The organism is Paenarthrobacter sp. NPDC091711, assembly GCF_044756605.1.
Taxonomy (GTDB): domain Bacteria; phylum Actinomycetota; class Actinomycetes; order Actinomycetales; family Micrococcaceae; genus Arthrobacter.
Window position 1 is genome coordinate 1 of sequence record NZ_JBIVTF010000007.1, and the last position, 25,529, is coordinate 25,529.

Sequence of the window (25,529 nt, forward strand, 5' to 3'; positions counted from 1 at the left end):
CTGAACAACCTCAGCGACCAAACGATTCGTGAACTTCACCATGGCAATCGACACCCTTCAATATTCAGGTGTTGCGATCACCGCATGATTCAGCGCACTCAGAACGACCTCAACTGCTACTCAGTTGGGTGAACGCACGACGGCGGGGGCTACTTAGACCGCGCAGCCGTCAGGGCCGCAGGCCTCAGCGTCGGAGGCGCCCACCGGGATCAGCGGGTTCGCTTCCTGCCATGCCTGGTTCAGGGCCTCGCTGAACAGCTCGGCGGGCTGGGCGCCCGAGATGCCGTACTTGCGGTCGATGACGAAGAACGGGACGCCGGTGACGCCGATGGCGCGGGCCTCGTTGATGTCCATGTTCACGTCATCGGTGAACTTGTCCGTAGTGAAAAGCTCCGCCACTTCATCGGCCGGCAATTCGATGGAGGCACCGAGTTCCGTGAGGTACTCCTTGCTGCCGATGTCCTTGCCGTGCTCGAAATGATCGCTGAGCAGCTGTTCCTTGGCTGCATCCTGTCGTCCATGGGAGGCGGCAAGGTGGATCAGCCGGTGCGCCGTGAAGCTGTTGGCCACCACCACCTTGTCGAAGTGGTAGTCCAGGCCTTCGCCCTTTGCCGTCTCCGTGACGTGGGCGAACATCTGCTTGACCTGCTCCGGAGCCATGCCCTTGCGGTTGCTCAGGTAATCCAGCTCCGTGCCGTCATAGTGCTCCGGGACGGAAGGGTCCAGCTGGTAGCTCTTCCACTCGATGTCCACGGAATCGCGGTGCGGGAACTGTGCCAGGGCGGTCTCAAAACGGCGCTTGCCGATGTAGCACCACGGACACGCGACGTCTGACCAGATCTCAATCTTCATGCTGTTGGCAACTCTGTGGGCCGGCAGGGCATTCCTCACAGGGGTGTTATTTTCCTCACCCGTTGTTGTTCCAACAGAAGCCCAATACTCTTGAAACGGGTTATGCAGACAGCCTTTGGCTTGGGGGTTCACGCGGAGACAAACCGCATGCGCATCGGACTCATTGTTGGACCTTGGTTTACCGTACCGCCGGAAAAATACGGCGGAACAGAGCGCGTGGTGGACGCGTTGGCGCGTGCGTTGTCCGAAGCCGGCCACGAAGTCCTGTTGGCAACGGCCTCGGACAGCAGCTGCCCTGTGCCGCAGCTTCCGGGCTTTGGCCCCAGCGAACCTGAAGAACTAGGCCTCACGCTGAGCGAGGTGGCGCATGTCATTAAGGCATACCGCGGCATGGGTACCGTGGACATCATCCATGACCACACCTTGGCCGGCCCGCTCTACGCCCACCGTCCAAAGGGTGTCCCGGTGGTCACCACCATTCACGGGCAGCTCTCTCCACGTGCGGCCACCCTGTACCGGGACATGGCACAGGACACTGCCATCATCGCCATTTCCCATGATCAGTGCAGCAGGATCCACGACGTGGAGATCTCCGCAGTGATCCATCACGGGCTGGACCTTTCCACGGTTTCCCTCGGAGCGGGGGACGGCGGATATGTGTGTTTCGTGGGCCGGATGTGCCCCGACAAAGGACTTTTGGAGGCGGTGGCTGTAGCCCGGAAAGCCGGAGTGCCATTACGCATCGCCGCCAAGATGCACGCCAAGGATGAGCTGGAGTATTTCCGGGACGTGGTTCAGCCGGTCCTCGGGCCACAGGAAGAATTGCTCGGCGAGATTTCCGATCCGGAAAAATACGAGCTCATGGGCGGGGCGATAGCACTCATCAATCCCATTCAGTGGCACGAACCGTTCGGACTGGTCATGATCGAAGCCCTTGCAACCGGCACCCCCGTGGTTGCCACTCCCATGGGGGCCGCACCGGAAATCGTCACTCAAGGAGTCACCGGATATCTGGGTGGGATGGACGACTTACCTGGATTCGTGGACGCTGCAGCCCAGCTGAGCCGGGCGGAGTGCCGGCGCTCCGTGGATGAATACTTCAATGCCACCCGCATGGCAGCAGATCACCTGGACCTCTACGCCAAGGTGATCGAACAATACAAGCCCTCCAGCAAGACTCCCGAGGAGGCCTTCCGGCCATGACCGCTTGGAACGAAGACACAGAAGCCGGGGCGTCCGAACTCGGTGCCGTGACCGTCGTCGAAGGTTCATCCTTCTGCATCTCCTCGCATTCGGGTGACATCCACGGCGGGGGTTCCCAAGGTGCCTACTATCAGGACACCCGGATTGTGTCCCGGTGGATCCTGAGGATCAATGGCGCGCTCAGGGAACCGCTGGTGGCCCGCAACCCCACAGCATTCCAAGCGGAATACGTGGGCCGGGCGTGCTCCGCTGATGGCAGGTTCGACAGCCCCTTGGTAGTGCAGCATCAACGGCATGTAGGTGCCGGACTACGGGACGACGTCACCATCAGGAACTACTCCTCGCAGGACGCCCCCTGTGAGGTTGAACTGCTGATCGACGCGGACTTGGCGGATCTCTTCGACGTGAAAGGCGGCCGCACCAGCAAGGCCGGGGTGCCAACGAAGAAGACCCACAAGAAAGAACTCCACATTGAGTCCCTGCACTCCAGCGGTCAACGGAGGGGTGTGTCCTTCCGGGCCTCCGGGGCGAAGGTATCCGACGACGGGTTGAGATTCCACATCAGTATTCCGGCGCGCAGCCAGTGGACCACCAGCATCATCGCTCTCCCCTTGGTCAACGGAAAGGGCCCAACTGACCCCTTCACCGAGACCACACCGCTGCATCACACCCCGGGCGTCCGGCGTCACGTGGAATGGGAAGAGCACGTTCCCCGGATCGCCGTGACGGACAGCAATGTGGAGGACGTCCTGGAACGCAGCCAACGGGACCTGGGCTCCCTGCGCATCTTCGACCCCGCGCACCCGGGCCGTGCAGCCGTGGCCGCAGGAGCACCCTGGTTCATGGCACTGTTCGGCCGTGACTCGTTGTTGGCCTCCTACATGTCCCTCATGGTGGATCCCAACCTGGCCGCCGGAACCCTGCAGACTCTGGCAGCACTGCAAGGAACCACGGTGGACGCCGACTCCGAGGAAGAACCCGGACGCATTCCCCACGAAGTGCGGCTTGGGGTCACCGCCGGACTCGCCCTGGGCGGGACCGCCTACTACGGGACAGCAGACGCCACACCGCTGTTCGTCTCCACCCTCGGAGAGCTCAGCAGGTGGGGGCTGGGCGCGGACATCATCGATTCCCTCCTCCCGCACGCGGACCGCGCCATCGAATGGATCGAACAGTACGGCGACCGCGACGGAGACGGATTCGTGGAGTACCAGCGACCCAATGACCACGGGCTGGTGAACCAGGGATGGAAGGACTCCTGGGACGGCATCAATTTTGCCGACGGGCGCATGGCAGAAACCCCTATCGCGCTCTGTGAAGTGCAGGCTTACACTTACGCGGCTTACGTGGGGCGGTCGCTGCTGGCCCGCGCGGCGGGTGATACCGCCGTCGAACGCCGTTGCGCAGACCGCGCCGAAGCGCTGAAAGCCGCCTTCAACGAGGCTTTCTGGCTCCCGGACAAGGGCTATTTTGCGCTGGCGCTGGACAAGGACAAGAAGCCCGTGGACTCCTGCACCTCCAACATGGGGCACTGCCTGTGGGTGGGCATTGTGGACGAGGACAAGGCGCCGCTGGTTGCAGAGCGGCTCATGTCACCGGAAATGTTTACCGGGTGGGGCATCCGGACGCTCGGTTCGGACATGGGTGCCTACAACCCGGTCAGCTACCACAACGGCTCGGTCTGGCCGCACGATACCGCGCTGGTTGCCACCGGCCTCATGCGGTACGGCTTCGTGAAAGAAGCCAGCCGGGTTGCGAGCGGACTGTTCGAGGCCGCCGAACACTTCGGCGGTCAGCTCCCCGAACTTTTCTGCGGCTTTGACCGGGGCGACTTTTCGGAGCCGGTACCGTACCCGACGGCGTGTTCCCCCCAAGCATGGGCAGCTGCGGCGCCGATCCAACTCGCCCGGATCCTGCTCAGGTTCGACCCCGACTTCACGCGGAACGTCCTGCACTTGGCGCCCATCCTGCCGGAAGCATATGGGTCCTTCCGCGCCGACAACGTGCTGTTGGGGCGCTCGAGGATCACCCTTCAGGCCTCCGGCTCGTCCGGGACTGTCACCGGACTTCCTGCCGGACTGGAGCTGAGGAGTGACCCCCGGCCGCCGCTGACGGGAGACCTGTTCGGCTAACGTCTTAGAGCTCGTACTCCATGACGAAGTCGTGTTCCACCGTGTTGCCGAGCTTGAACGACTTTGTTCCTACCCGCTGGAAGCCGCTCTTCTCGTAGAAGCGGATGGCCTTGGCATTCTCGCTGTTGACGCCCAGCCAGACGCCGGCCGCTCCCTTGTCTGCAGCATGGGCCACGGAGGCCTGCATCAGCCGGGATGCGGCGCCCTTGCCATGGTGGTCCGGGTGGACGTAGCACTTGCTCAGCTCCGTGGAGGGGAGCGCAGACAGCACGGAAGCGACGTCGGGGTCGCTGGCCGGCTTGGCAACCAGGAGCGTGTACCCGTTCAACTGCCCGTCGTCGTCGAGGACAAGGATGCTGATGTTCGCGTCGGCGAGGTATTCCGTGAAGTTGGCTTCGCTCAACGTCTTTTCCAGATGGGCCTGGATATCGGCCGGCGAGGAGCCCGGCGGGCAGGCCAGCGGGAAGGTGACGGCGGCAAGCTCAGCCAGCTTCCCGGCGTCGTGCGTTGTTGCGGTGCGGATGGTCTCAGTCACGTGGTCCCCTTGTGAGTTTTTGTACAGCTAATGCCCCTAAGAACGAATCTTAAGGGCATTAGCTGGACGAAAACTCCCCCTAGTCCGCTTTGACCGCGAGCACCGGGCAGTCGGCCTCCAGCAGGATCCGTTGGGAGACGCTGCCCATGATGAGCTTGCCCACCGGGCTGCGGCGGCGAAGGCCGATGACAATCAGGCTGGCGTCATTGTCGTCCGCGGCGTCCAGGACCTCGGCTGCTGCGTCGTGCCCGCGGACCGGTTGCTTGATGATGTGCTGGATACCGTGCTCGGCGAGGCGCTCCTCGATGCTCTGGATATCGGGCTCCTGGGCGTATCGGTTATCCACCAGGGCGTCGCCCTTGGACGAGTTGATGACCAGCAGGGTGTCGTTGCTTTTCTTGGCCTCGGCGATGGCCTGCGTCAGTGCCGCTTCGCCTTCAGGTGTGGGGACGTATCCCACCACGATGGTCATGGTTTCTCCTGTTTGTGCTGGAAGTGGATGGTTCAGTCGCTGTAGTCTGCAGCGCCCGAGTTGGCGGGGAGCAGGGGTTTCTTCGCAGGACCGTTGCGGCGGATGAGCTTGTAGATGAACGGCCATGCCAGGATGATCGCCACGATGATGTAGACCACTATCGCGATGGGTTCGCTGAAGAGGCCGGCAGGATCGCCCGCGCTCAACTGCAGCGTCTTGCGGAGCTGGCCTTCGATGCGCGGCCCCAGGATCACGCCGAGGATCAGCGGCAGGACCGGGAGTCCGAACCGCCGCATCATGAACCCGAGTGCGCCGAGAACCAGCAGGATCACCAGGTCGAACGCCTGCAGGTTGACCGAGTAGGCACCCAAGGTGGCAAAGAACAGGATGCCTGCGTAGAGGTAAGGGCGGGGGAGCTGCAGCAGTTTGGCCCAGACCGGCGCCAGGGGCAGGTTGATGAGCAGGAGCAGGAAGTTGCCGATGAACAGGCTGGCGATGAGTGCCCAGACCAAAGGTCCCTGGCTGGAGAACAGCTGCGGACCCGGCTGGATGCCGTAAGACGTAAAGGCAGCGAGCATTACGGCGGCCGTTGCGTTGGTGGGCAGGCCCAGGGCAAGCATCGGGGTCAGCGTTCCGGCAGCGGCCGCATTATTGGCAGCTTCAGGTCCGGCGACACCTTCAATAGCGCCCTTGCCGAATTCCTCCGGGTGTTTGCTGAGCCGCTTCTCCGTGACATAGGAAAGGAACGTAGGAATTTCCGCGCCACCAGCTGGAAGCGCGCCAAACGGGAAGCCGAAAGCAGTGCCGCGAAGCCAAGGCTTCCAGGAACGCTGCCAGTCCTTCTTGCCCATCCAGGGACGGCCAACGGGAATGACGTGCAGCGGTGTGCGGCGCAGATGGGCGGCAACCCAGAGGGCTTCACCCACGGCGAAGATCGCGACCGCCACCACCACGATGTCCAGGCCGTCCACCAGCAGAGGCTGGCCGAAGGTCAGGCGGCGTTGGCCGGTCACCGAGTCGATGCCTACCAAGCCAATAGCCAAACCAAGGGCGAGTGAAGCGAAGCCGCGGAGCCTAGACGAGCCGAGGACGGCAGTGACGGCCAGCAGGGCGAGGACCATGATGGCGAAGTAGCTGGGAGCGCCAAGACTCACGGCGAACTGGACCACGATGGGTGCGAACACGGCCAGAAGCGCGGTGCCGATGGTGCCGGCGATGAAGGAGCCGATGGCCGCGGTGGCAAGTGCCTGCGCGGCCCTGCCCGCCTTGGCCATCTTGTTGCCTTCGATCGCCGTCACCACCGACGACGATTCCCCCGGAGTGTTAAGCAGGATGGACGTGGTGGAACCGCCGAACATGCCGCCGTAGTAGATGCCGGCGAACATGATGAAAGCGCTGGTGGGCTCCAAAGCCGCAGTCACCGGAAGCAGCAGAGCCACAGTCATGGCCGGGCCCAGGCCCGGAAGGACGCCGACGGCGGTACCCAAGAGCACGCCGATCACGGCGAACAGGAGGTTCATGGGGGTCAGGGCGGTGGCAAAACCGTCCATGAGGGAGGACCAGACGTCCATTAGAGGATTCCTTCCAGGAGTCCGGCAGGCAAGGCGATGCCCAAACCGAGGTAGAAGCCGTAGAAGGTCAGCAGGGCCAGAGCCACTGAAATGAGGCCGTCACGAATGTAGCGGCGGCTGCCCAAGGCCAGGACGCTGCCCCAGAACAGGAGGGTCCCGGAGATCACCCATCCGGCCCAGTCAATGAGCAGGATATTCAGGATGAAGGCGCCGGCCAAGGGGAGGACGGTCTTCCAATCGGCGGGGTGTGCCAGGTCAACGTCTTCTCCGCCTTCGGCTTCACCCTTGCCGCCGCGGAGGACGTTGATGGCGAGGAGGATGGCGCAGATGATCAGCAGCCCGGAAACAATGAACGGAACAGTCTTCGGACCCACGGGGTCCGACTGGGAGTACGGGGTCACCAGGCCGTTCGCGTCCAGGAAGACCAGGACGCCCACCGCGCCGAGCAGGAGGGCTACCCCCAGCTCGGCGCGGCCTTTAAGGCCTGTGGCTATGGAGCTCACGCCAACCCGAGCTTGGTGAGGACATCCGCTACGCGCTTGTCCTGGTCTGTCAGGAAGGTCTGGAACTCGTCACCGGTAACAAAAGCATCGGACCAGCTGTGGGTCTTGAGTGCTTCCTTCCAACCTGCCGAGGCGTGCATCTTCTCAAGGGCTGCGATCAGGGACTTCTTGTCGTCCTCGCTGATGCCCGGAGGGGCCACCACGCCGCGCCAGTTAGTGAAGACCAGGTCAATGTTGGATTCCTTCAACGTGGGAGCATCCACGCCGTCCAAGCGGTTCTCGCCACTGGTAGCCAGAACCCGGATCTCACCGGACTTGATCTGCTGAAGGTACTCGCCGGCGCCGGAAGCGGCGAAGCCCAGCTTGTTACCGAGGATGGCGGGCAGAAGGTCGCCACCGCCGTCGTAAGAAACAAAGTTGACCTTGGTGGCGTCGATGCCAACAGCGCCAGCCAACTGCATGGGCAGGAGGTGGTCCGGGCCGCCGGGCGAAGAACCGCCGCCAACCGCGATGGAGCCAGGGTTGGCCTTCCACGCCTTCACCAGATCATCAATGGTTTTGTACGGGGAATCCTTGCTGACCATGATGGCGCCCGGTTCCTCGATCAGCTTCGCCAGCGGAGTGGTCTCCGTCAGCTTCGACTCGGACTTGTTGGTGTAACTCGCCCCAACGACGCCCAGACCCATGAGCATGGTGAGGTCACCGTTGCCCTTTTCGTTGACGATGCGGGCCAGGCCCACGGTGCCTCCGGCGCCGGCAAGGTTGAACACCTCGGTGTTGGTGGAAATTTTCTCGTCATCCAGGACTTTGGCGGCTGCCCGTGCGGTGGTGTCGTAGCCGCCGCCAGGGGTGTTGGGAACCATGATCTGGAGACCGGTGATGGGCCCTGCGGCCGCGCCGGAGCTTTCAGAACCGGTGGACTTACCTGTGGCACCGCAGCCGGTGGCCATCAGGGCGATGCCGGCAGCGACGGCGGCGACTCGCAATGCGCGGATCTGGCGCATGGTGTTCCTCTTCTCATCTTTGAAAAATCGGTGCAGGGCGATCAGCGTTGTGCCCCCTTGATTTGATGCTAGGTGCGTACGTGACAGGGATCACTCTTGTGTTCGCAGTGATCTTTAAGTTCATTGCGTTCACGGGATGTGGCCCTCTGAGCTGGTCTTCTGTGCCCCTGGGGTATAGTTCCGATACGCCACGCAGCGGGCCCCGGTAGCCCGCCCGTCTCCGGCTCCACCCAAAGGAAACCAGCAGTGACACGACTGACTCGACTGTCTCAAAGAAGAGGCATGTCCCTGGCAGGGCAGTACCTGGTGCTGCAGTTGCTCATTGTCCTGGCCGTCCTGGTAGCTGTGGTTGCCATCTCGCTGGCCCAGTCGGCTGCGGCCTTCGAACGGACAGAGGGACGCCGGGCATTGTCCGCAGCTGAGGCCCTGGGCAACAACCCCACAGTGCGTGCCCTGCTCCCTTCCGCCGAGCCTCGCGTTGGTTCAGCCCTCCCCGCCGTGGCCGAATCTGTGCGTACGGTTTCCGGATCATCCCACGTGGCCCTCGCCAAGCTTGACGGCACAGTGGTGGCCTCGTCCGATCCCAGTTTGTTGGGCCAGCAACTGCCGCGGGGTGACAGCCGGGTCATGGAAGGCCGGGCATGGACCGGGGTGTTGCCGGGCAGCGGTGGTGCGGTGCTTTCCGCGCACGTCCCGGTCCTGGATGACTCCGGAATAATGATCGGCATCGCCTCCATCAGCCGGAACTATCCGTCCACCATCGAGCGCCTGGGTGATGCCGTTCCCAATCTGCTCACCTACCTGGGCGTGGCCAGCATCCTGGGCGTCGCGGGCTCCCTCCTGTTGTCCCGGCGCGTCAAACGGCAGACCCTGGGCATGGAACCACGGGAAATCACCGGCCTCGTGGAAAACCGTGAAGCGATGCTGCAAGGCCTGAAGGAAGGAGTGGTCGCCTTGGACCCCCACGAACGCATCACCGTGGCCAACCAAAGCGCCCGCCAACTCCTCGGCCTGCCAGCGGATTGCGTAGGGAAGAAGCTGCGATCCCTCCACGTGGACCCCGCGCTGAAAATCGTCCTCACCCGTGAACAATCAGACCCCGACCAGCTGGTGCTCGTGGGGGAGCGGCTGGTGGTCATGAACCGCGTGGCACTGCGCTCGCACGGCCGCGACATCGGCTCCGTCACAACGCTGAGGGACCGGACCGAGTTGTCGTCCTTGGAAAGCGAACTAGGCGCCACCCGCACCGTCACGGACACTCTCCGGGCCCAAGCCCACGAGTTCGCCAACCAACTCCACGTCATCTCCGGCCTCATCCAAATCGGCGAATACGACTCCGTGGTGCAGTTCGTCAACGGCGCCACCGTGGACCGCACCCGGCTCAACGACGACGTCACCAGCCGCATCCAGGACCCCGCGCTCGCCGCCCTCCTCATCGCGAAAGCCAGCCTGGCCACCGAACGGGGCGTGGAACTGCAGCTTGACCCAGAGTCCGCGCTGCCTCGGGTGGGCGAAGAACTCTCCAGGGACCTCACCACCGTGGTGGGCAACCTGGTGGATAACGCGTTCGACGCCGTGACCGGCCGCGCCGGGGCATCGGTGCGGGTGTTGGTGGTCAGCTCGACGGACGGCGTCACGGTCACCGTCCAGGACAATGGTCCAGGCGTGCCTTCCGGCTCCACGGAAGACATCTTCCGCCAAGGCTTCTCCACCAAAGACCCGGGACCGGGCGATGCCCGGGGATTTGGGTTGGCGTTGTCGCGGGTGATCTGCCGCCGGTCCGGAGGTGACCTGATGGTGTCCAATGACAAGGGAGCTGTGTTCACCGCACGGTTCAGCAAGCACGTCTCACATTCCAGCGAAGGGGCTGCGCAGCCGTGATCAAGGTACTGATCGTCGACGACGACTTCATGGTGGCCAAGGTCCACGCCGGATTCATCCAAAGGACGCCCGGCTTTGAGGTGGTGGGCGCTGCACATACAGGGGCGCAGGCCCTGGTGGAAACCGAGCGGCTACAACCTGACCTTGTGCTGCTGGACATCCACCTTCCGGACGCCAACGGCTTGGACCTCATGCACCAGCTCCGGGACGTGGCCCCTGACCTGGACGTACTGGTGATCAGCGCCGCCAGGGAAGTGGAGACAGTCCGAAAAGCGTTGCGCGGCGGGATCGTGCACTACCTGATCAAGCCGTTCTCCCAAGCAGATCTGCAGGAACGCCTGGAGCATTACCTCAGCGCCTACCAAGGGCTGGATGCTTCCAAGGTGGAGGCCGAGCAATCCGATGTGAACAAGGTCTTTGGGCTATCTGCTTCCGAACGGACCCTGCCCAAGGGTTGCAGCGTGGAAACCCTCGGACTGGTTGAATCAGCCCTGAAAACAGCGCCGGGGGATCTCTCCGCAGCGGAGCTGGCCGAGCAACTCGGCACGTCCCGTGTCAGCGCCCGCCGTTACCTGGAGTACCTCCACGACGAGGGGGCGCTGGAGGTCAGACTCAAGTACGGCGTCGGGCGTCCTGAAAGGCGATATGTGCTGAAGGGGCGGTGAGCCCTCAGACGCGGATTTCCTGCGGGCGGAGCTTCGGTGACCCACGCCAATGTGCCCATAAAGTGGCAGCATGGATAGTAGTTTACTTATTGGTTTAGCTGCAGTTGTAGCAGTCATCCTCGCATTCGTTGTCATCGCAGCCCTGCGGCCACCCAGACCGGGCCGGCACAAAGGCGCACATGTTCCTGCGAAGGACCGCCCGGTTATCAGGAACGCCACCAACCACAGTGCGGTCACGGATGCCGTCGGACCCCGCTCAAAGCGATTCCCTGACCTGGAGCGGTAGAACGCAACCGAGGCTCATCCGTCAGTTTGCCTTCGCTTCGTTGTACGTCGCGGTTCCAGCGCTCATTGGGCTGGCTTCCACCCCAAGGCTGGCCCCAATTTCCCTGCGATGTCAGTGAGGATCTGCACGTAGTCCTCGTGGTCGAAGCTGAAGGGCAGTGCGAACGCCACCTCGTCCACTTCCTGGAATCCTGCGTGTGAATATAGTTGCTCGGCGATTTCGTCGCTGGTGCCTATGAGATCCCGGGCAAACATCATGCCCTTCGGTCCCTGCGGGGACTGTGTGCGGGGAGTGCGTTCATCGACGTATCGCTGGTACTTCTCCCGTTGGTGGCTGGAAGCGGAATCCGTGGGAATGACCACCAAGCCTTGCGATGCCCGGGCGGTGTTGCCGGCTGCGGCGGCTGCCTTGCGGTACGCGCGGATCTGCGATTGCTGGACCTTGGTGAAGTCCGGCTCCTGGTCCTTGTCCGGGAAGATCACGCTGCTGGAGAGCAGGTTGAAGCCGTTTTCTCCGGCCCAGACGGCCGATTGCATGCTGCCCGCCCCGTACCAGAGGCGGCTGCGCAGTCCGGGGGAGTGCGGCTCCACCCGGTTGGAGAATTCCTCTACAACGCCCTGTTTGCCGGAGAAGTCCCGGACCTTGTCGCCAGCGACCAGACGGGCAAAGCGTTCCACGCGGGCGTATGAGAAGTCCTCTGATTCTGAGGAACCCGGGTACAGCTCATGCTTCACGGTGTCGTAGTGCATCGGTTCGCCCACGCTCAGCCCCGGATTGATCCGTCCGCCTGCGAGCAGATCCACGGTGGCCAGATCCTCGGCCAGCCGCAGCGGGTTTTCCCAACCCAGCGGGGTTACCGCGGTTCCGAGCTCAATCCTTGACGTGCGCTGGCTGGCGGCGGCCATGACTGCTACCGGGGAGGAGATTCCGAACTGCAAATGACGGTGCCGGAGCCAGGCACTGTCGAACCCCAACTGCTCACCGAGCTCGATGATCTCCAGCGTGGACCGGTGGCCGGCAGCCGGATCAGCAGCGTCGAACAGGCCGATGGTGAGAAAACCAAGCTTGCGGAGGGGCTGTTCGGGGCGTGGCATGGACGTCCTTCGGGTTGGGTCGGCAGTTACTGCCCAGAATAGGCGGCGGTCCCGGGGGCGACGGCGGGAGGTTACCTTTTGTGATGGGGGCGGCCCAGCGGCCTTCGAAGGTGAGAATGCCAAGCTCTCCCTAAACCCCTACCGTCTTCAGGTAGTTCCGGATCCCGTCCACCACCATCTGGTGGTCTTCATCGGACGTTAGCCCGGATACGGTGATCGCGCCGATCACGCCTGCTCCGCGGACGCGGATGGGGAACGATCCTCCTGCCAAGGTGTAGTCCTCATGCGCAAGCCAGCCACCACCCAAAGGGCTATGACCGCGGGCAGAAAACTGCTCGGACAACAACGCCGTGCTGTGCTCAAAGCGCAGCACGGAAGCAGACTTGCGGCGGATCCACTCCTCTTGGTCTGAGGTGGCTCCCGGCAAAACGCAGCGGAAGAGCACGATGTTGTGGCGGCGGATATCGATCGCCACTCCAAACCCGGACGCGATGGCGTGGTTGGCGATCAGCGAGCCCAGCCGCCAGGCGTCGTGGTTGTCGAACGATGCGAAGACCAGCTCTTCTTCCTGCTGGCGGAGTTCAGCGTGCCGCGGTGACTCAGTCATTGTTCATTTTCCTTCCACTACAGCGTCAGCCTCGTAGCTCAGCCCGATCTGGCGGCGGATCTCATCCATCGCCGCCATGATGGCCACGGTCTCACCCGGCGGCAAGATGGTTCCGGCGGTCTCTCCTGCGCGGATCAGGCGTTCCAGCTCAGAAGCTTGGAACTGCATTCCACGGCTGCCGACGGGCTGCTCATACCGTTCAACAACACTGCCATCAACGGCGTGAACCGTGAACGGCACGGGGTTGTACCACGTGTGTTCAATGTCGATCCAGCCCTCGGTCCCGATCACCATGGCGCGGTTGGCGCTGGCCGCATCGAGTTCGCAGTCCACCAAAGCCTGCGCACCGCCGTCGTAATCAAAAATCGCCGCCGTTTGGCGGTCCACGCCGGTGGCCGACATAGTGGCGCTGGCACGGATTGCGGCCGGGGTGCCGAGGATGTCGAACGCGAAGGAGATCGGGTAGATGCCCAGGTCCAGCAGTGCTCCGCCGCCGAGTGCGGGATCGTTGAGCCGGTGTGCAGGGTCCTGGGGGAGGCTCTGGTTGTGGCTGGCCACCACTTTGCGGACCTCTCCGATGGTGCCGGCAGCGATGAGTTCGCGGATGCGGATCATGTGGGGGAGGAATCGTGTCCACATCGCTTCCAGGGCGACGAGGCCCTTCGATTCGGCCAGATCCACGATGTCCTGCGCTTCGCGGGCGTTCATGGTGAACGACTTCTCCACCAGCACGTGCTTGCCCGCGTTCAACGCCAGCAAGGCATTCTCATGGTGCATGGGATGGGGAGTGGCGATGTACACCACGTCAATCAACGGGTCAGCCACCAGGTCCTCATAGCTGCCGTGCGCGGTGGCAATGCCGTACTGTTCGGCGAACCCCTTGCTCGATTCCAGTGAACGGGACCCCACGGCCTGCACCGTGAAGCCGTTCTCCTTCAGGTCCTTCGTTTGGAGCCCGGCGATAAAACCGGTGCCGAGGATTCCCCAGCGGATTGTTCCATCGGAGGTGCCATTGCTGAGCGTCACGTGCTTAGTCCTTTGTTGAGTCAGAAATTGGGTACGCCACAAACGCAAAGCGCACGGAATCCGGCGACCAGCTGTTGACGTTGAGGGTACCTTGGCCGCCGAAAAGTGGCCATGTATGGAGGGGAGTGGTCCAGTCCTCGGTCGAAACGAGTACGACGTCGACCGGCAAGTCGGCGGGGTGGCCTTCCGTTCCGCTGGGGAACCGGATGTAGCTGGCGAAGCGGCCATCGGGGGAGAGATGCGGGAACCAGTCGACGGTATCGGACTTGAGGAGCTGCTCGAAGCCGCTGCCGTCGGCCCTGATTCGGGCAAGCTGGGCGTGGCCGGGTGCCGAGGTGAAGGACTCACTGTTCAGGTAGAGCCACTTCCCATCCGGCGAGTACTCCGGGCCGTCGCAGTGACCGGACCCGACATCAACGCGGGCGGTAGCGCCGCCGTCGGGCGCTATGGTCATCAGGCGACCCGGCTGCGTAAAGTCGCCCGCCTCGATGCCCACGTAGGCCAGTTCCTTGCCGTCCGGGCTGACGCCGTGGAGGAAATGGAAGGAGCCGTCGTCGTCCGTGATCCTGGTGGCTGGGCCACCGGACAGCGCAGCGCGGTAGATGTGGCCGTCGTTGGCGGAGAGGAAGATGCTCTTTCCATCAGGCGCCAGGACATGATCGTTGTTGAGGTCCGGGATACCGGTGAGCGGGACCTCCACGGGCTCGGCCGCGGAGCCACTGGACACGTCCAGGCGCCACAGCTTTCCGCCCCCGTTGAGAATCAGTGAGCTGCCGTTCAGGGTCCAGTTCGGTGCTTCGAGAAGGATCTCGTCTGTGCTGTAGACGAGCTCGGCCTGGCCAGTTACCGACGCGATCCACACCTCGCAGCGCTGACCTGGTTGAAGGGTGCGGATCACGTCGGTTGGTCCTAGTCCTTGCTGCTGAAGGCGGCGTCGAAGGAGGTCTGCGAGGCGGGGAAGTCGAACTTCTTCAGCGCCGCGAGGGCTTCGGGGGCACCGTGGAGTCGGTCCATGCCGGCGTCTTCCCACTCAACAGAGATGGGTCCGTTGTAGCCGATGGCGGTGAGGGCCCGGAAGGAGGATTCCCATGGCACGTCGCCGCGTCCGGCGGAGACGAAGTCCCAGCCTCGGCGGGGATCGCCCCAGGGCAGGTGGGAGCCCATCACGGTGTTCCGGCCGGTCTGGCGAACCTTGGTGTCTTTGCAGTCCACGTGGTAGATCCGGTCCTTGAAGTCCCAGATGAAGGACACGGGATCGATGCCCTGCCACATGAAGTGGGACGGGTCCCAGTTCAGTCCGAAGGCTTCGCGGTGGCCGATCGCTTCGAGGGTCCGGACGGTGGTCCAGTAGTCGTAGGCGATTTCGGAGGGGTGGACTTCGTGGGCGAAGCGGACCCCGTTTTCGTCGAAGACGTCCAGGATGGGGTTCCAGCGGTCGGCGAAGTCCTGGTATCCGGCGTCGATGACTTTCTCGGGGACGGGCGGGAACATGGCGACGTATTGCCAGATCGAGGAGCCGGTGAATCCGACCACGGTGTCCACGCCGAGTGCTTTGGCGAGGCGGGCGGTGTGTTTCATTTCTTCGGCGGCGCGTTGGCGGACGCCTTCGGGTTCCCCGTCGCCCCAGACGCGGGAGCCGACGATGGCTTCGTGGCGGAAGTCGATGGGGTCATCGCAGACGGCTTGGCCTTTGAGGTGGTTGGAGATGGCCCAGACCTTCAGGTTGTACTTTTCCAGGATGGCGAGTTTGGACTCGACGTAGCCGGGTTCGTCCCAGCGCCAGGCGTCCAGGTGGTCTCCGGAGACGGCGATTTCCAGGCCGTCGTAGCCCCAGCCCGAGGCAAGGCGCGCGACTTCCTCGAACGGGAGGTCGGCCCACTGGCCGGTGAACAGGGTGTACGGGCGGGGCATGTCAGGCTCCTTCAATAGTGGTTGCGTTGAGCTGGATCAGTGAACTTTTGGCGGCGGCGGACTCTTCAACCGCTGCGAGGATGTGCTGGACGTTCAGGCCGTCCTCGAACGACGGCGACGGCGGCTCACCTGCGGCGATCGCGGTGAGGAAGTCCCGGATCTGGTGGGTGAAGGTGTGTTCCCAGCCGATGATGTGGCCCTGCGGCCACCACGCCTCGAGGTAGGGGTGTTCGGGCTCATTGACCAGGATCCGCCGGAAGCCCTGTTCGCGGACGGGCACGGTGGCGTCCAGGAAGCCGAGTTCGTTCAGGGCTTCAAGGTCGAAAAGTATGGTGCCTTTGTCGCCGTAGATTTCGAGTTTGAGGGAGTTCTTCTGGCCCGTCGCTACGCGGGAAACCTCTACTGAGGCGATTGCTCCGGAGGCGAGGGTCAACGTGGCCCAGGCGGCGTCGTCGACGGTTACATCTTCGAGCCCGCCGTCAGGCCCGGGTCGGCGGTCCACGAACGTGTGCAGGCGGCCGGAGACCTCGCTAACGGCATCGCCCAGGAGGAAGAGGACCTGGTCGATGGCGTGGGAGGCGATGTCGCCGAGCGCACCGGAGCCGGCGGTTTCCTTGCGGAGGCGCCACGTCATGGGGGACTCGGCGTCGGAGAGCCAGTCCTGGAGGTAGGCGGCGCGGACGTGCCGAACGGTCCCGAGCCGCCCTTCGGCGATGAGTTCCCGGGCCAGTGCCAGGGCGGGGACGCGGCGATAGTTGAAGCCGATCATGGACTGCACGCCGTTGGCCCGGGCGGAGGCGGCCGCGGCCACCATCAACTCAGCTTCGCCCAGGGTGTTGGCCAACGGCTTCTCAACGAGTACGTGCTTGCCCGCCTCGAGGGCCGCGATAGCGATTTCGGCATGCATCCAGCCCGGCGCGCAGATATCGATGATGTGGATGTCGTCCCGTTCAATCACCGAACGCCAGTCAGTGGCGGACTCGGCCCAGCCGTACTTGGCTGCGGCCTCTGCCACCTGGGTGGCGTCCCGGCCAACGAGCACTTTCTGCTCGAAGGCCGGGACGTCGAAGAAACTGGCCACGTTCCGCCACGCATTCGAATGGGCCTTACCCATGAAGGCGTAGCCAATGGCGGCCACGCCGAGTGGTTGACGCGTCTGGGCAGGCGTGTGGTCGGATGGGTGGGCGGGGGTGGTCATGGTGTGGTTCCTCGCAGTTCGCTTCAGTTACTAGAGTGTTGCGGTTTCCGGTGCCCAGTCCTCAGGGACGGCCGCCGAAGCAGGTGCGTTGCTGACGACATCCACGAACGTGCCCGATTCCACGGATTCGGCGATCGAGGCCATGCTGTCCAGCACGTGGTAAGCAAGATCGCCCGTGGCCCGGTGTGCGGTGCCGGCACGCAAGGCGCGGGCCATGTCCAACACACCCAGGCCGCGGCCGTTGGCCGGCCCGGTGGCAGGGATGATCTCCGGTTCTTCCGCCCCCGGACGCCACAGCTTCAACTCGCCGTCGAAGTAGTTCGGGTCCGGCAATGACAGCGTAGCCTCCGAGCCCGTGATCTCCACGAAGCCCATCCGCAGGCGCGGCGACTCGAAACTGAACACGCTGTGCGAGGACTGGCCGCCTTCGAACTGCGCCATCGCGGACACATGGGTGGGAACCTCGACGGCGAATTCCTCGCCCGCCTTAGGCCCGGAACCGATCACGCGGGTCGCCTTGGCAGAGGAGCCGACGGCGGCCACCTTGCGGATGGATCCGAAGGTCTGGATCAGTGCGGTGAGGTAGTACGGGCCCATGTCGAACAGGGGACCGGCGCCGTGCTGGAACAGGAACGCGGGGTTCGGGTGCCAAGACTCGGGGCCGGGGGTCTGGAACGTGGTCATGCCGGTCAGCGGGGTGCCGATGTCCCCACGTTCGATGATCCGGCGGGCCGTCTGAAGGCCCGCACCCAGGAACGTGTCCGGGGCGGTGCCGAGGCGGATGCCTGCCGCATCTGCTGCCTTGAGCAGGCCAAGTCCGGACTCGCGGTCCAGTGAGAAGGGCTTCTCAGTCCAGACGTGCTTGCCCGCGTTGACCGCCGCGGTGGCCACCTCGACGTGCGCTGCCGGGATGGTCAGGTTCACGATGATTTCGACGTCGGGATGGTTCAGTGCCAGCTCGGGCGTGCCGAATTCGGCGATCCCGTATTCCTTGGCCCGTGCCTCGGCGGCCTCGACGAAGAGGTCCGCGATCACCAGGACCTTCAGGTCAGGGAAGACCGTGAGGTTGTCCAGGTACTGCTTGGAGATGTTGCCTGCGCCGATGACGGCTACACCGACGGGGCCTTTGCGGGTGGAGGGAGCGAAGCTCATGCCTTGGCCTCCTGGGAAACGGCTCCTTCTGCTGCCTCGGCGCTGGCCGCGGCGGTCAGGTAGTTCAAGCTCTCCGTGATGCCCTGGAAGATGTCTCCGGAGTAGTCGTCGAATTCCACCACGCCAACCTCCAAGGACTTGGCTGCTGCGATGACATCCAGCACCGGAATGGTGCCCTGACCGGCGGGCTGCTGGGCCTTGGTATCGGTGTTCCCCGGGCCGTCCTTGATGTGGATGAGCTTCACGCGGTCGCCCAGGCGGGCCAGGAGTTCCACGGGATCCTGGCCGCCAACGGCTACCCAGTACGTGTCCACTTCGAGGACGAGTTCCGGATCAAGCAGTCCTTCGAAGTATTCCAGGGCGGTCTTGCCCTCAATGGTGGACTCCAGCTCCCAGGCGTGGTTGTGGTAACCCACGCGGATGCCGTACTCAGCGCCCTTCTTGGCTGCAGCGTTGAGCTTGGCAGCCGTGGCCTGGATGGTTTCGGCGTCCTGCCAATGCTCAGCCGGAAGGAAAGGATCGATCACGGTGGTGATGCCCAGTTCCTTGGCGGCCGCGAAGATCTCGTCCTGGTCCTGGCTCAACAGGGGTGCGTGGCCGGAAGGAGCGGTCAGTCCGTTTTCCTTCAACGCGGCGCCCAGCTCGGAAGCGGTGGCCACGAAGTTGTAGGGCTCAACCTGGGTAAAACCGATCTCGGCCACCTTCTTGATGGTTCCAGGCAGGTCCTCCTGGATGGCGTTGCGGAGGGTGTACAGCTGGAGTGAATACGACATTGGGTTCCTTTTCGGGAGTGGGTGTTTCCGGGAATTCAGGGACTTGGCGCCAGTCTAGTTAGCGCCCGGCGAGGGAGCCACCGATTCCGCCGACGCTGAAGTACTTGTTCAGTGCGGCGAAGACGATGATCGGTGGAAGCATCATCACCACGGCCAGGGCCATCACGGATGTCCAGTCGGTGGCGTTCTGCTGGAAGAAGGATTGGACGCCCATAGGGAGGGTGAAGATCTCGTTGGAGCGGAGGAACACGATGGCCACCAGGTAGTCGTTCCATGCCAGCAGGAAGGCGAAGATGGCGGTGGAGAGGATGCCTGGCAGTGAGTTCCGGAGCACCACTTTGGTGAAGGATCCGAAGACGGAGCAGCCATCAATCCAGGATGCTTCTTCGAGGCTGATGGGGATGGAATCGAAGTAGGCGGCCATCATCCAGGTGGCCACGGTCATGGTGGAGCCCACGTAGATGATGGTGATGCCCAGCAGGTTGTCCACCAGGCCCATGCCTGCGAAGAGGATGAACAGCGGCACCACCGAGGTGATGATGGGCAGTGACTGCATGACGAACAGCAGCAGGGAGTAGCCGGAGACTGCTTTGGACCGGCCACGGGAGAGGACGTATCCGGCGGGTGCGGCGACGGCGACGGAAACCACCACGGTGGAGAGCGTGGTGACCAGGCTGTTCTGCAGCCAGGTCGCGGCGAGCGTCCCGTTGAAAACGTTGGCAAGGTTTTCGAACGTGAAGCCGGTGGCCGTGCTGTTCACACCGGGGGTGAAGGCCAGCACCACGGTGACCATGATGGGGACCAGGACGATCACGGTGATGGCCAGGATCAGGACGAACCGCCACCAGCGTCCGCGCATGCCGGCTTCGGAGAGGACGCGGCGGGTCTTGCCGGTGTCGGTGATGCCGAGGGCCGGGCCGGATTCGGGGTGGGCGTGGAGTACAGCGCTCATTATTCGACGCTCGACTTTCGGATCTGGCGGTACAGGATGACGGAGATGACTACCAGGGTCATGGTCATGAGGAAGGCGATGGCCACACCGGGGCCGGTGGCGAAGTCCTGGAAGACGGTGCGGTAGGCGAGGACCACCAAGGAGGTGGTGGCGCTGACGGGGCCGCCGCCAGTGAGTAGGTAAATGGTGGGGAAGTCATTGACGCAGAAGATCGTCATGAGGATCCAGCTGATGTAGGTGGAACGGGCGATCAGCGGCAGGGTGATCTGGGTGAACTGCTGCCAGGGGCTGGCACCGTCCATGCTGGCCGCTTCGTAGACCGTGGTGTCCACCGAGGCCAGGGCCGCGGAGATCATCATCATCATGAAGGGGAAGGACACCCAGACCTTGAACACCATGACGGTGATGGAGGCCAGGGTGGGATCTGCCAGGAACAGCGGGGTTCCCAAGCCCAGGCCACGGAAGATCGAGGGGATCAGGCTGTCAGGGGTTGCCACGAGCCAGTTCCAGGCCGTGGAGGAGACCACGATCGGCACAACCCATGGCAGGAGCAGCAGCACTTTGAAGGTGTTCCCTGCCGGGATCTTGGTCCTTAGCAACAGGGCGAGCCCCAGGCCCACCAGCCACGAGCCGAACACGCCAACAATGGTGAACCAGAGGGTGAACTGTGCTGCTTTCCAGAACGCGGGCGAGGACAGGACATTGGCGAAGTTCTCGCCGCCTACGAAGTTTCCGGTCTGGAGCAGGTCGCCGTCGTGGGTGGCTTGTACTGCGGCGTGGATCAGCGGGTAGCCGTGGATCAGGACGAGCAGGACCACGGAGGGAATCAGGAGCCAGAAGAAGGTGCGCGTGGTTTGCGCGCTGAGCTTGCTCTTTCGTCTTCCCGGGGAGGCCCCCGAGCCGCCGGGGGCGAGCCCCCGGCGGGCCCGGGACAGGCCTGATGGTGCGGTGGTGGATGTCATGGCCGGTCCCGTTCTACTTCTTCAGGACCGATTCGAGGCCGGACTGGAAGGCCTGCAGCGCGCTCTTGGCATCTGCTGCCTGGCCGGTGAGGATCGACTGGCTGAACTGGTTCAGTGCCTGGCCGCCGTCCAATGCTGCGAGGTTGGCATTGAGGGTGCTGCCCTGTGCAGCGAAGGTCTTGGCGATCGGCTGCCAGTCCTTGACGATCTTCACGTTGTTGGGATCGTCGGCAAACTCGGGGAGCTCGGTGATGGACTTGAACACCGGAAGCGCGGACATGAGCTTCTGCTTCCACAGTTCCTTGAGCTGGCCCAAGTAGTAGACCAGGAACTCTTCGGAAGCTTCCTGCGAGGGGGTGTTCTTGTACATCATGATGTTGTTCGGGAACACGATGGTGGCCTTGTCGCCATGCGGGCCGGTGATGGGGTCGGCCACCAGCAGGTCACCTGAAGTGTCGCCTACGCGTTGCGGAACGTTGACTTGGAACAGGCCAAATCCGGCCTTGCCGTCCTTCCACTGCGCGGACATGTTGTCAGTGGTGTAGCTGACGGCGGCGGGATCCACGATGCCGTTGGACACCAGTTCGCGGACAAACTCAATCGCCTCGACGTTGCGGTCGTTGAGCAGGTCCAGCTCGCCGTCCTTGTTCCAAACGCCGCCGCCGTTGTTGACCATCATCATGATCATGGAGTGATTGCCGTAGTTGTTGCCCGAGCCGGCACCTGTGGCGAAGCCGAACGCGCCCACCTTCTTCAGGGCCTTGCCGGCCTCAAGGAGGGACGGCCAGTCGGTGGGGAGTGAGACTCCGGCCTTCTCGAACAGGGACTTGCGGTACCAGAACACGCGCATGTCCAGCTGCCACGGCACGGCGACGTAACCCTTGTCCGACTTGAACGGATCCAGCACGCCGGGAAGGAAATCGTCGAACTGGCCGTTGGACTTCAGCTTCTCAATGACCTTGTCCGCGTACGCGATCTGGCCCTGCTGCTCAAACTGGAAGGCCTGGAAGCCGCCACCGGTGGATACTGCCGGGCCGGTCTTGGACGCGATGGCCGAGGAGAAGGTTTGGTAGAAGTTGTTCCACTGGATGATCTGGTAGTTGGCCTTGGCGTTGTTGGCACCTGCGAAGCCTTCAGCGATCTTCTTGGCGGAGTCGTTGTAGGCGGGCGTTGCCCAGGGCATGTCCCAGAACTTGACGGTCCCACCGGCGCCGCCGCCTCCTCCGCCCTGGGTGGCTGAGCCGCCGCCGCAGGCGGCCAATAGCGGCACTGAAGCCGCCGCCGCGGTCAGGCCGAGGAAACCGCGGCGGGAGAAGGAACGGGAGGCTGCGGACTGAACATTCATAGTGATTCCTTTCGGGACAGGCAACGCTGCGAGGCGTTTTTCAGGGCCGGTCCAGCTCAACTTTGAGTAGGGCAATGCGTAGTGAATGACTGGTAGTGCTGTTTGGTGTAAAGCTCGGGTTAGGAAAGGGCTGTGATGGATTCCGTGTGCGCCGCGAAGCGGTGCAGATCGGAGGAATTGGAGCCGGCGTCGAGGTGTTCCTTGAGCCGGCGCCACGTGGCGCGGTGAGCAGATTCGTAGATGGTGGGAAGAAGCAGCTCGCCTTGTGGGCCGGTGACCTTGACCATTGCCGGCCAGGCAGCCACCGGTTCCGGCAGCGTGACGCTGACGCCGCCGTCGTCGGTCAACAGGCTGAAGTCCAGCGCCGCCGGGCGTGCGTTCGTCACGACCCCTTGGATGGCAACCGGCGCACCGTTGGCGAGGACCGCCGTGGTGGTGTAGCCGTGAGGTCCGCGGCTGAGGTGCCGGAGGTTCGCCAGCGGACCCGCAATGCGGACGACGGCGGCAAGATGGTCCGCGAACAACTCGCCGGAGTCGGTTCCCACGGCTGCGGTGGCCACCGTGTCGAGGAGGGCCGCGCGGCCGGACATGGAACGGACCGCGTCTTCGGCCGCAGGGATGGCCGGGTTGGAGGCCCAGCGCTGGTCGAGGACCACCACCGTGTTGTGTCGTGCGGCGGCGACAGCCAGGGTTTCAACGCCTTCGGGCGCAGGGTTGACCACTAGTACGCCGCGGGCTCCAGCGGTGATGGCTTCCGCGGCTTCAGCAGTCCAACCGGGCTGTCCGGAGATGACGTGGACGTCTGATTGGTTGTTGCCGGCGGCCGGGCCGAAGGACTCGGGAAGGGAGGCGACTGCCAGTGCCACAGCGCCAGCCTCCTGCGCCTCGGGAGTGGCCCGGACGGTGTATTGCTTGATGCCGTCGGCGGCGCTCATGCGTGGGCTCCTTCGGCAACAGCGTGCTGGCTCTCGACGTTGGCCACCGTGGCCTCGGCGATGTCCAGTGCGAAAGTGAGATCGTCAATCAGGGTTTGCGCAGAGGGTGGCTGCTTGGTGCCGGCGGCCAGGGCAGCGAGTTCACGCCATTCACCTTCGTAGCCGTTGTGTTCGAAGGGCCCGTGCACAGTTGTCTGCGAACCACGGGTGAAGGTTGCCACGGCGGAGCCGGCCTGGACGTAGGACGGTGTGAAATCGATGCGGAGGGCGGCGTCGTCGGAAAATGCCTCGAAGCTCCACTCCGGCTTCCATGTGTTGTTCATGGCTGCGCGGAGTTCGATGGTCCGCGTGGGTGTCCGGAGGGAGATGACATAGCCGAAGGGGCGGACATGGCGTGCCTCGAGCACCTCCATGTCCTTGAAGTCAGGAGTGAACCTGCGGATCAAAGGGAGGTCGTGAATGGCCAAGCCCATGACGCCGCCGCGGAGTGCGCCCTTGATGACTTCGGGGTCCGTGTAGTCCGGAGCGCCGCCGGCCGGGCGGGTGATGATCTCCGTGGCGAAATCTTCAAAACGTGCGTTGGGCGGAAGGACGATCGAGGAGCGGATGGTGTGGGCCGTTTCCGGAAGGTCATCCCAGTTCTCTTGGGCAGCAAGCCAGCCCGGATCAAAGGTGTGCATGGCGCCAACGATGATGGGCACGCCGGTTTCCGCGCTGACGGCGGAGATCTGCGCGGCTTCCTCGGCGTTCATGGCGAAGGGCTTCTCGCAAAGGACCGCTTTCTTGCCGGCGCGGCAGGCGGCAATGACCTGTTCTGCGTGGAACTGGTGCGGGCTGCAGATGGCCACGATGTCCACAGCGGGGTCGCCGAGGAGTGCGTCAATGCTGGTGCTGTGCGTTGCACCGACCCGGGCTGCAACGGACTCAGCCACGGCGGGGTCCACATCCATGATGTGGCGGACGGTGAGGATGTCGCCCAATCGGGCGAGGGATGGCAAGTGGATGGCCTGGGTGACCGGACCGGCGCCGAGGACGCCAACACCCATGGGTTGGGGAAGTGCCTGCTGCGGTGCCTTTGGCTGGCTGGACAAGTTCAGTTACCTCTTCGTAAGCGGACTGATGTGCTGCTCATCACAACCTAGGGGGACTTTTGACGAGCGTCAAGCAAAAGTTGAAATATTGCCGACAAACTTCTGCTGCATGACACGCATAAGCAATCGTGCTTCACTAAAGGCATGACAACCGCCACCACTCACGACGCCGGAAATGCCTCCGGTCAGGAGGCCGGTAATCTCTCGCGTGCTGGCGATCTCTTCCAACTCCTCCGCGACGGCCAAGCCCGAACACGGGCCGAGCTCGCAGTCACCACCGGGCTGGCCCGTTCAACGGTCGCTTCCCGCATCGATGCCCTCATCACTTCCGGCCTGGTAGGCCCCGCAGGTGAGGCGAGCTCCAGCGGCGGCAGGCCGCCGTCGCGCTTTGCTTTCAACCCCGCCGCGCGCGTCGTCCTGGCCGTCGACGTCGGAGCAACCCACGTGATTGTTGCCGTCACCGACCTCAGTGGCAGCATCCTCGCGGAGCGACGACTCGCACAAGAAGTCGCCGACGGACCTGAGGTTGTCCTCGGCCGCGTCGTCTCCGCAGGCCGTGAACTCCTTACCGAGGCGGGCCGCGAACTTGGCGACCTCGCCGGCATGGGCATCGGTTTGCCCGGGCCCGTAGAGCACGACACGGGACGGCCCGTGAAGCCGCCCATCATGCCGGGATGGGACGGATTCGACGTCGTCACGTACGTCCAGCGCTCGCTGCCTGTACCCGTTCTGGTGGACAACGACGTCAACATCATGGCCCTCGGCGAACGAACCGCGTACTGGCCGGACCATCACAACTTCCTGTTCATCAAGGTGGCCACCGGCATCGGCGCGGGCATCATCAGCAGCGGTGAACTGCAGCGGGGCGCCAACGGCACCGCCGGCGACCTCGGCCACGTCCGGGTTCCCCGCGGCGACGACGTCCTCTGCCGATGCGGCAACCACGGCTGCCTCGAAGCGCTCGCCTCAGGTCCCGCCGTCGCGCGTCAACTGCAGTCCCAAGGGCTGGAAGCTTCCACCGGTGCCGACGTCCTGCGGCTGGTGGGTGAAGGAAATCTGCAGGCCATTCAGGCGCTGCGGCAGGCGGGACGCGATGTTGGCGATGTGCTGGCAACCGTGGTCAACCTGCTCAACCCGTCCATGATCATCATCGGCGGAAGCGTGGGAGAAGCCGGCGAACACCTCGTGGCCGGCATTCGTGAAGTGGTCTACCGGCGCTCCCTGCCGCTGGCCACAACTCACCTGCGCATCGGCATTTCCATGGCCGGCGACCGCGCCGCCATCCTGGGTGCCAGCCAAATGGTCACCCAGTATGTCCTGTCCCCGGCAGTGATTGAGGCCACGCTCCAAGCGACGGGCTAAGCCTTGTTTGGTGCCGG

The 25,529-nt window shown here is 63.7% G+C and carries 25 protein-coding genes; 6 read left to right on the forward strand and 19 right to left on the reverse strand.

The features are described from left to right. Window positions 1–153 precede the first annotated feature (153 nt). Window positions 154–852: a DsbA family protein gene (locus ACIQH5_RS12215; protein ID WP_400403534.1), complete on the reverse strand. Its 699-nt coding sequence runs from the start codon at window positions 850–852 to the stop codon at window positions 154–156. Between the two features lie 147 nt (window positions 853–999). Between ACIQH5_RS12215 and ACIQH5_RS12220 the strand changes: the two genes are divergently transcribed. Next, the gene (locus ACIQH5_RS12220; RefSeq protein ID WP_400403537.1) at window positions 1,000–2,055 is read left to right on the forward strand and encodes a glycosyltransferase family 4 protein; all 1,056 of its coding nucleotides are present in this window, start codon (window positions 1,000–1,002) and stop codon (window positions 2,053–2,055) included. Then, entirely contained in the window at window positions 2,052–4,187 is a 2,136-nt protein-coding gene (locus ACIQH5_RS12225) for a glycogen debranching N-terminal domain-containing protein (RefSeq protein WP_400403540.1), read from the forward strand. The genes ACIQH5_RS12220 and ACIQH5_RS12225 overlap by 4 nt, the downstream gene beginning before the upstream one ends. 4 nt (window positions 4,188–4,191) lie before the next feature. Here ACIQH5_RS12225 and ACIQH5_RS12230 read toward each other — a convergent pair whose 3' ends face one another. The 5 genes from ACIQH5_RS12230 to ACIQH5_RS12250 all read right to left on the reverse strand — a co-directional run bounded on the left by ACIQH5_RS12230 (window position 4,192) and on the right by ACIQH5_RS12250 (window position 8,272). Beyond that, on the reverse strand, window positions 4,192–4,722 hold the full coding sequence (locus ACIQH5_RS12230; RefSeq protein ID WP_400403543.1) for a GNAT family N-acetyltransferase: 531 nt from the start codon (window positions 4,720–4,722) through the stop codon (window positions 4,192–4,194). A gap of 79 nt (window positions 4,723–4,801) precedes the next feature. After that, entirely contained in the window at window positions 4,802–5,194 is a 393-nt protein-coding gene (locus ACIQH5_RS12235) for a universal stress protein (protein WP_011773451.1), read from the reverse strand. 32 nt (window positions 5,195–5,226) lie between these two features. Continuing rightward, the gene (locus ACIQH5_RS12240) at window positions 5,227–6,765 is read right to left on the reverse strand and encodes a tripartite tricarboxylate transporter permease (protein WP_400403546.1); all 1,539 of its coding nucleotides are present in this window, start codon (window positions 6,763–6,765) and stop codon (window positions 5,227–5,229) included. Then, window positions 6,765–7,268 (reverse strand): tripartite tricarboxylate transporter TctB family protein, encoded by a 504-nt coding sequence (locus ACIQH5_RS12245; RefSeq protein ID WP_091326250.1) that lies wholly within the window; start codon window positions 7,266–7,268, stop codon window positions 6,765–6,767. The genes ACIQH5_RS12240 and ACIQH5_RS12245 overlap by 1 nt, the downstream gene beginning before the upstream one ends. Beyond that, window positions 7,265–8,272: a Bug family tripartite tricarboxylate transporter substrate binding protein gene (locus ACIQH5_RS12250; RefSeq protein WP_400403549.1), complete on the reverse strand. Its 1,008-nt coding sequence runs from the start codon at window positions 8,270–8,272 to the stop codon at window positions 7,265–7,267. The genes ACIQH5_RS12245 and ACIQH5_RS12250 overlap by 4 nt, the downstream gene beginning before the upstream one ends. 282 nt (window positions 8,273–8,554) lie before the next feature. Here ACIQH5_RS12250 and ACIQH5_RS12255 point away from each other — a divergent pair, with 282 nt between their 5' ends. The 3 genes from ACIQH5_RS12255 (at window position 8,555) to ACIQH5_RS12265 (ending at window position 11,104) form a co-directional block, all read left to right on the forward strand. Next, window positions 8,555–10,153, forward strand: coding sequence for an ATP-binding protein (locus ACIQH5_RS12255; RefSeq protein WP_400403552.1), 1,599 nt, complete (start codon window positions 8,555–8,557; stop codon window positions 10,151–10,153). Beyond that, window positions 10,150–10,818, forward strand: coding sequence for a response regulator (locus ACIQH5_RS12260; protein WP_062070025.1), 669 nt, complete (start codon window positions 10,150–10,152; stop codon window positions 10,816–10,818). Before ACIQH5_RS12255 ends, ACIQH5_RS12260 begins: the two co-directional genes overlap by 4 nt. Before the next feature lie 70 nt (window positions 10,819–10,888). Further along, window positions 10,889–11,104, forward strand: a complete 216-nt coding sequence (locus ACIQH5_RS12265; protein WP_400403553.1) for a hypothetical protein — start codon at window positions 10,889–10,891, stop codon at window positions 11,102–11,104. Between the two features lie 62 nt (window positions 11,105–11,166). On the opposite strand, the gene ACIQH5_RS12270 is transcribed toward ACIQH5_RS12265, so the two are convergent. The 13 genes from ACIQH5_RS12270 to ACIQH5_RS12330 all read right to left on the reverse strand — a co-directional run bounded on the left by ACIQH5_RS12270 (window position 11,167) and on the right by ACIQH5_RS12330 (window position 24,105). After that, entirely contained in the window at window positions 11,167–12,198 is a 1,032-nt protein-coding gene (locus ACIQH5_RS12270; protein WP_400403555.1) for an LLM class flavin-dependent oxidoreductase, read from the reverse strand. A gap of 130 nt (window positions 12,199–12,328) precedes the next feature. Continuing rightward, window positions 12,329–12,805 carry a heme-degrading domain-containing protein gene (locus ACIQH5_RS12275; protein ID WP_400403556.1) on the reverse strand — a complete coding sequence of 159 codons (477 nt, stop codon included), beginning with the start codon at window positions 12,803–12,805 and terminating at the stop codon, window positions 12,329–12,331. A 3-nt stretch (window positions 12,806–12,808) separates the two neighbouring features. Continuing rightward, on the reverse strand, window positions 12,809–13,831 hold the full coding sequence (locus ACIQH5_RS12280) for a Gfo/Idh/MocA family protein (RefSeq protein ID WP_400403558.1): 1,023 nt from the start codon (window positions 13,829–13,831) through the stop codon (window positions 12,809–12,811). A 4-nt stretch (window positions 13,832–13,835) separates the two neighbouring features. After that, window positions 13,836–14,729: a TolB family protein gene (locus ACIQH5_RS12285; RefSeq protein WP_400403560.1), complete on the reverse strand. Its 894-nt coding sequence runs from the start codon at window positions 14,727–14,729 to the stop codon at window positions 13,836–13,838. Window positions 14,730–14,740: 11 nt separating this feature from the next. Further along, window positions 14,741–15,742, reverse strand: a complete 1,002-nt coding sequence (locus ACIQH5_RS12290) for a sugar phosphate isomerase/epimerase family protein (RefSeq protein ID WP_400403561.1) — start codon at window positions 15,740–15,742, stop codon at window positions 14,741–14,743. Between the two features lies 1 nt (window position 15,743). Then, the gene (locus ACIQH5_RS12295; RefSeq protein ID WP_400403562.1) at window positions 15,744–16,940 is read right to left on the reverse strand and encodes a Gfo/Idh/MocA family protein; all 1,197 of its coding nucleotides are present in this window, start codon (window positions 16,938–16,940) and stop codon (window positions 15,744–15,746) included. Between the two features lie 30 nt (window positions 16,941–16,970). Beyond that, window positions 16,971–18,092: a Gfo/Idh/MocA family protein gene (locus tag ACIQH5_RS12300; RefSeq protein ID WP_400403564.1), complete on the reverse strand. Its 1,122-nt coding sequence runs from the start codon at window positions 18,090–18,092 to the stop codon at window positions 16,971–16,973. Then, window positions 18,089–18,865 carry a sugar phosphate isomerase/epimerase family protein gene (locus tag ACIQH5_RS12305; protein WP_400403566.1) on the reverse strand — a complete coding sequence of 259 codons (777 nt, stop codon included), beginning with the start codon at window positions 18,863–18,865 and terminating at the stop codon, window positions 18,089–18,091. Before ACIQH5_RS12305 ends, ACIQH5_RS12300 begins: the two co-directional genes overlap by 4 nt. A gap of 58 nt (window positions 18,866–18,923) precedes the next feature. Continuing rightward, window positions 18,924–19,817, reverse strand: a complete 894-nt coding sequence (locus ACIQH5_RS12310; RefSeq protein WP_400403567.1) for a carbohydrate ABC transporter permease — start codon at window positions 19,815–19,817, stop codon at window positions 18,924–18,926. Beyond that, window positions 19,817–20,779 (reverse strand): carbohydrate ABC transporter permease, encoded by a 963-nt coding sequence (locus tag ACIQH5_RS12315; protein WP_062070051.1) that lies wholly within the window; start codon window positions 20,777–20,779, stop codon window positions 19,817–19,819. The genes ACIQH5_RS12310 and ACIQH5_RS12315 overlap by 1 nt, the downstream gene beginning before the upstream one ends. A 13-nt stretch (window positions 20,780–20,792) precedes the next feature. After that, window positions 20,793–22,124, reverse strand: coding sequence for an ABC transporter substrate-binding protein (locus ACIQH5_RS12320; RefSeq protein WP_400403569.1), 1,332 nt, complete (start codon window positions 22,122–22,124; stop codon window positions 20,793–20,795). A gap of 119 nt (window positions 22,125–22,243) precedes the next feature. Further along, window positions 22,244–23,059: a hypothetical protein gene (locus ACIQH5_RS12325; protein WP_400403571.1), complete on the reverse strand. Its 816-nt coding sequence runs from the start codon at window positions 23,057–23,059 to the stop codon at window positions 22,244–22,246. Next, a complete protein-coding gene (locus tag ACIQH5_RS12330) occupies window positions 23,056–24,105 on the reverse strand; it encodes a Gfo/Idh/MocA family protein (protein ID WP_400403983.1) in 1,050 nt (349 codons plus the stop codon). Before ACIQH5_RS12330 ends, ACIQH5_RS12325 begins: the two co-directional genes overlap by 4 nt. A 189-nt stretch (window positions 24,106–24,294) precedes the next feature. On the opposite strand from ACIQH5_RS12330, the gene ACIQH5_RS12335 reads away from it, so the two are divergent. Next, on the forward strand, window positions 24,295–25,512 hold the full coding sequence (locus ACIQH5_RS12335) for an ROK family transcriptional regulator (protein WP_400403572.1): 1,218 nt from the start codon (window positions 24,295–24,297) through the stop codon (window positions 25,510–25,512). The last annotated feature ends 17 nt before the right edge of the window (window positions 25,513–25,529 follow it).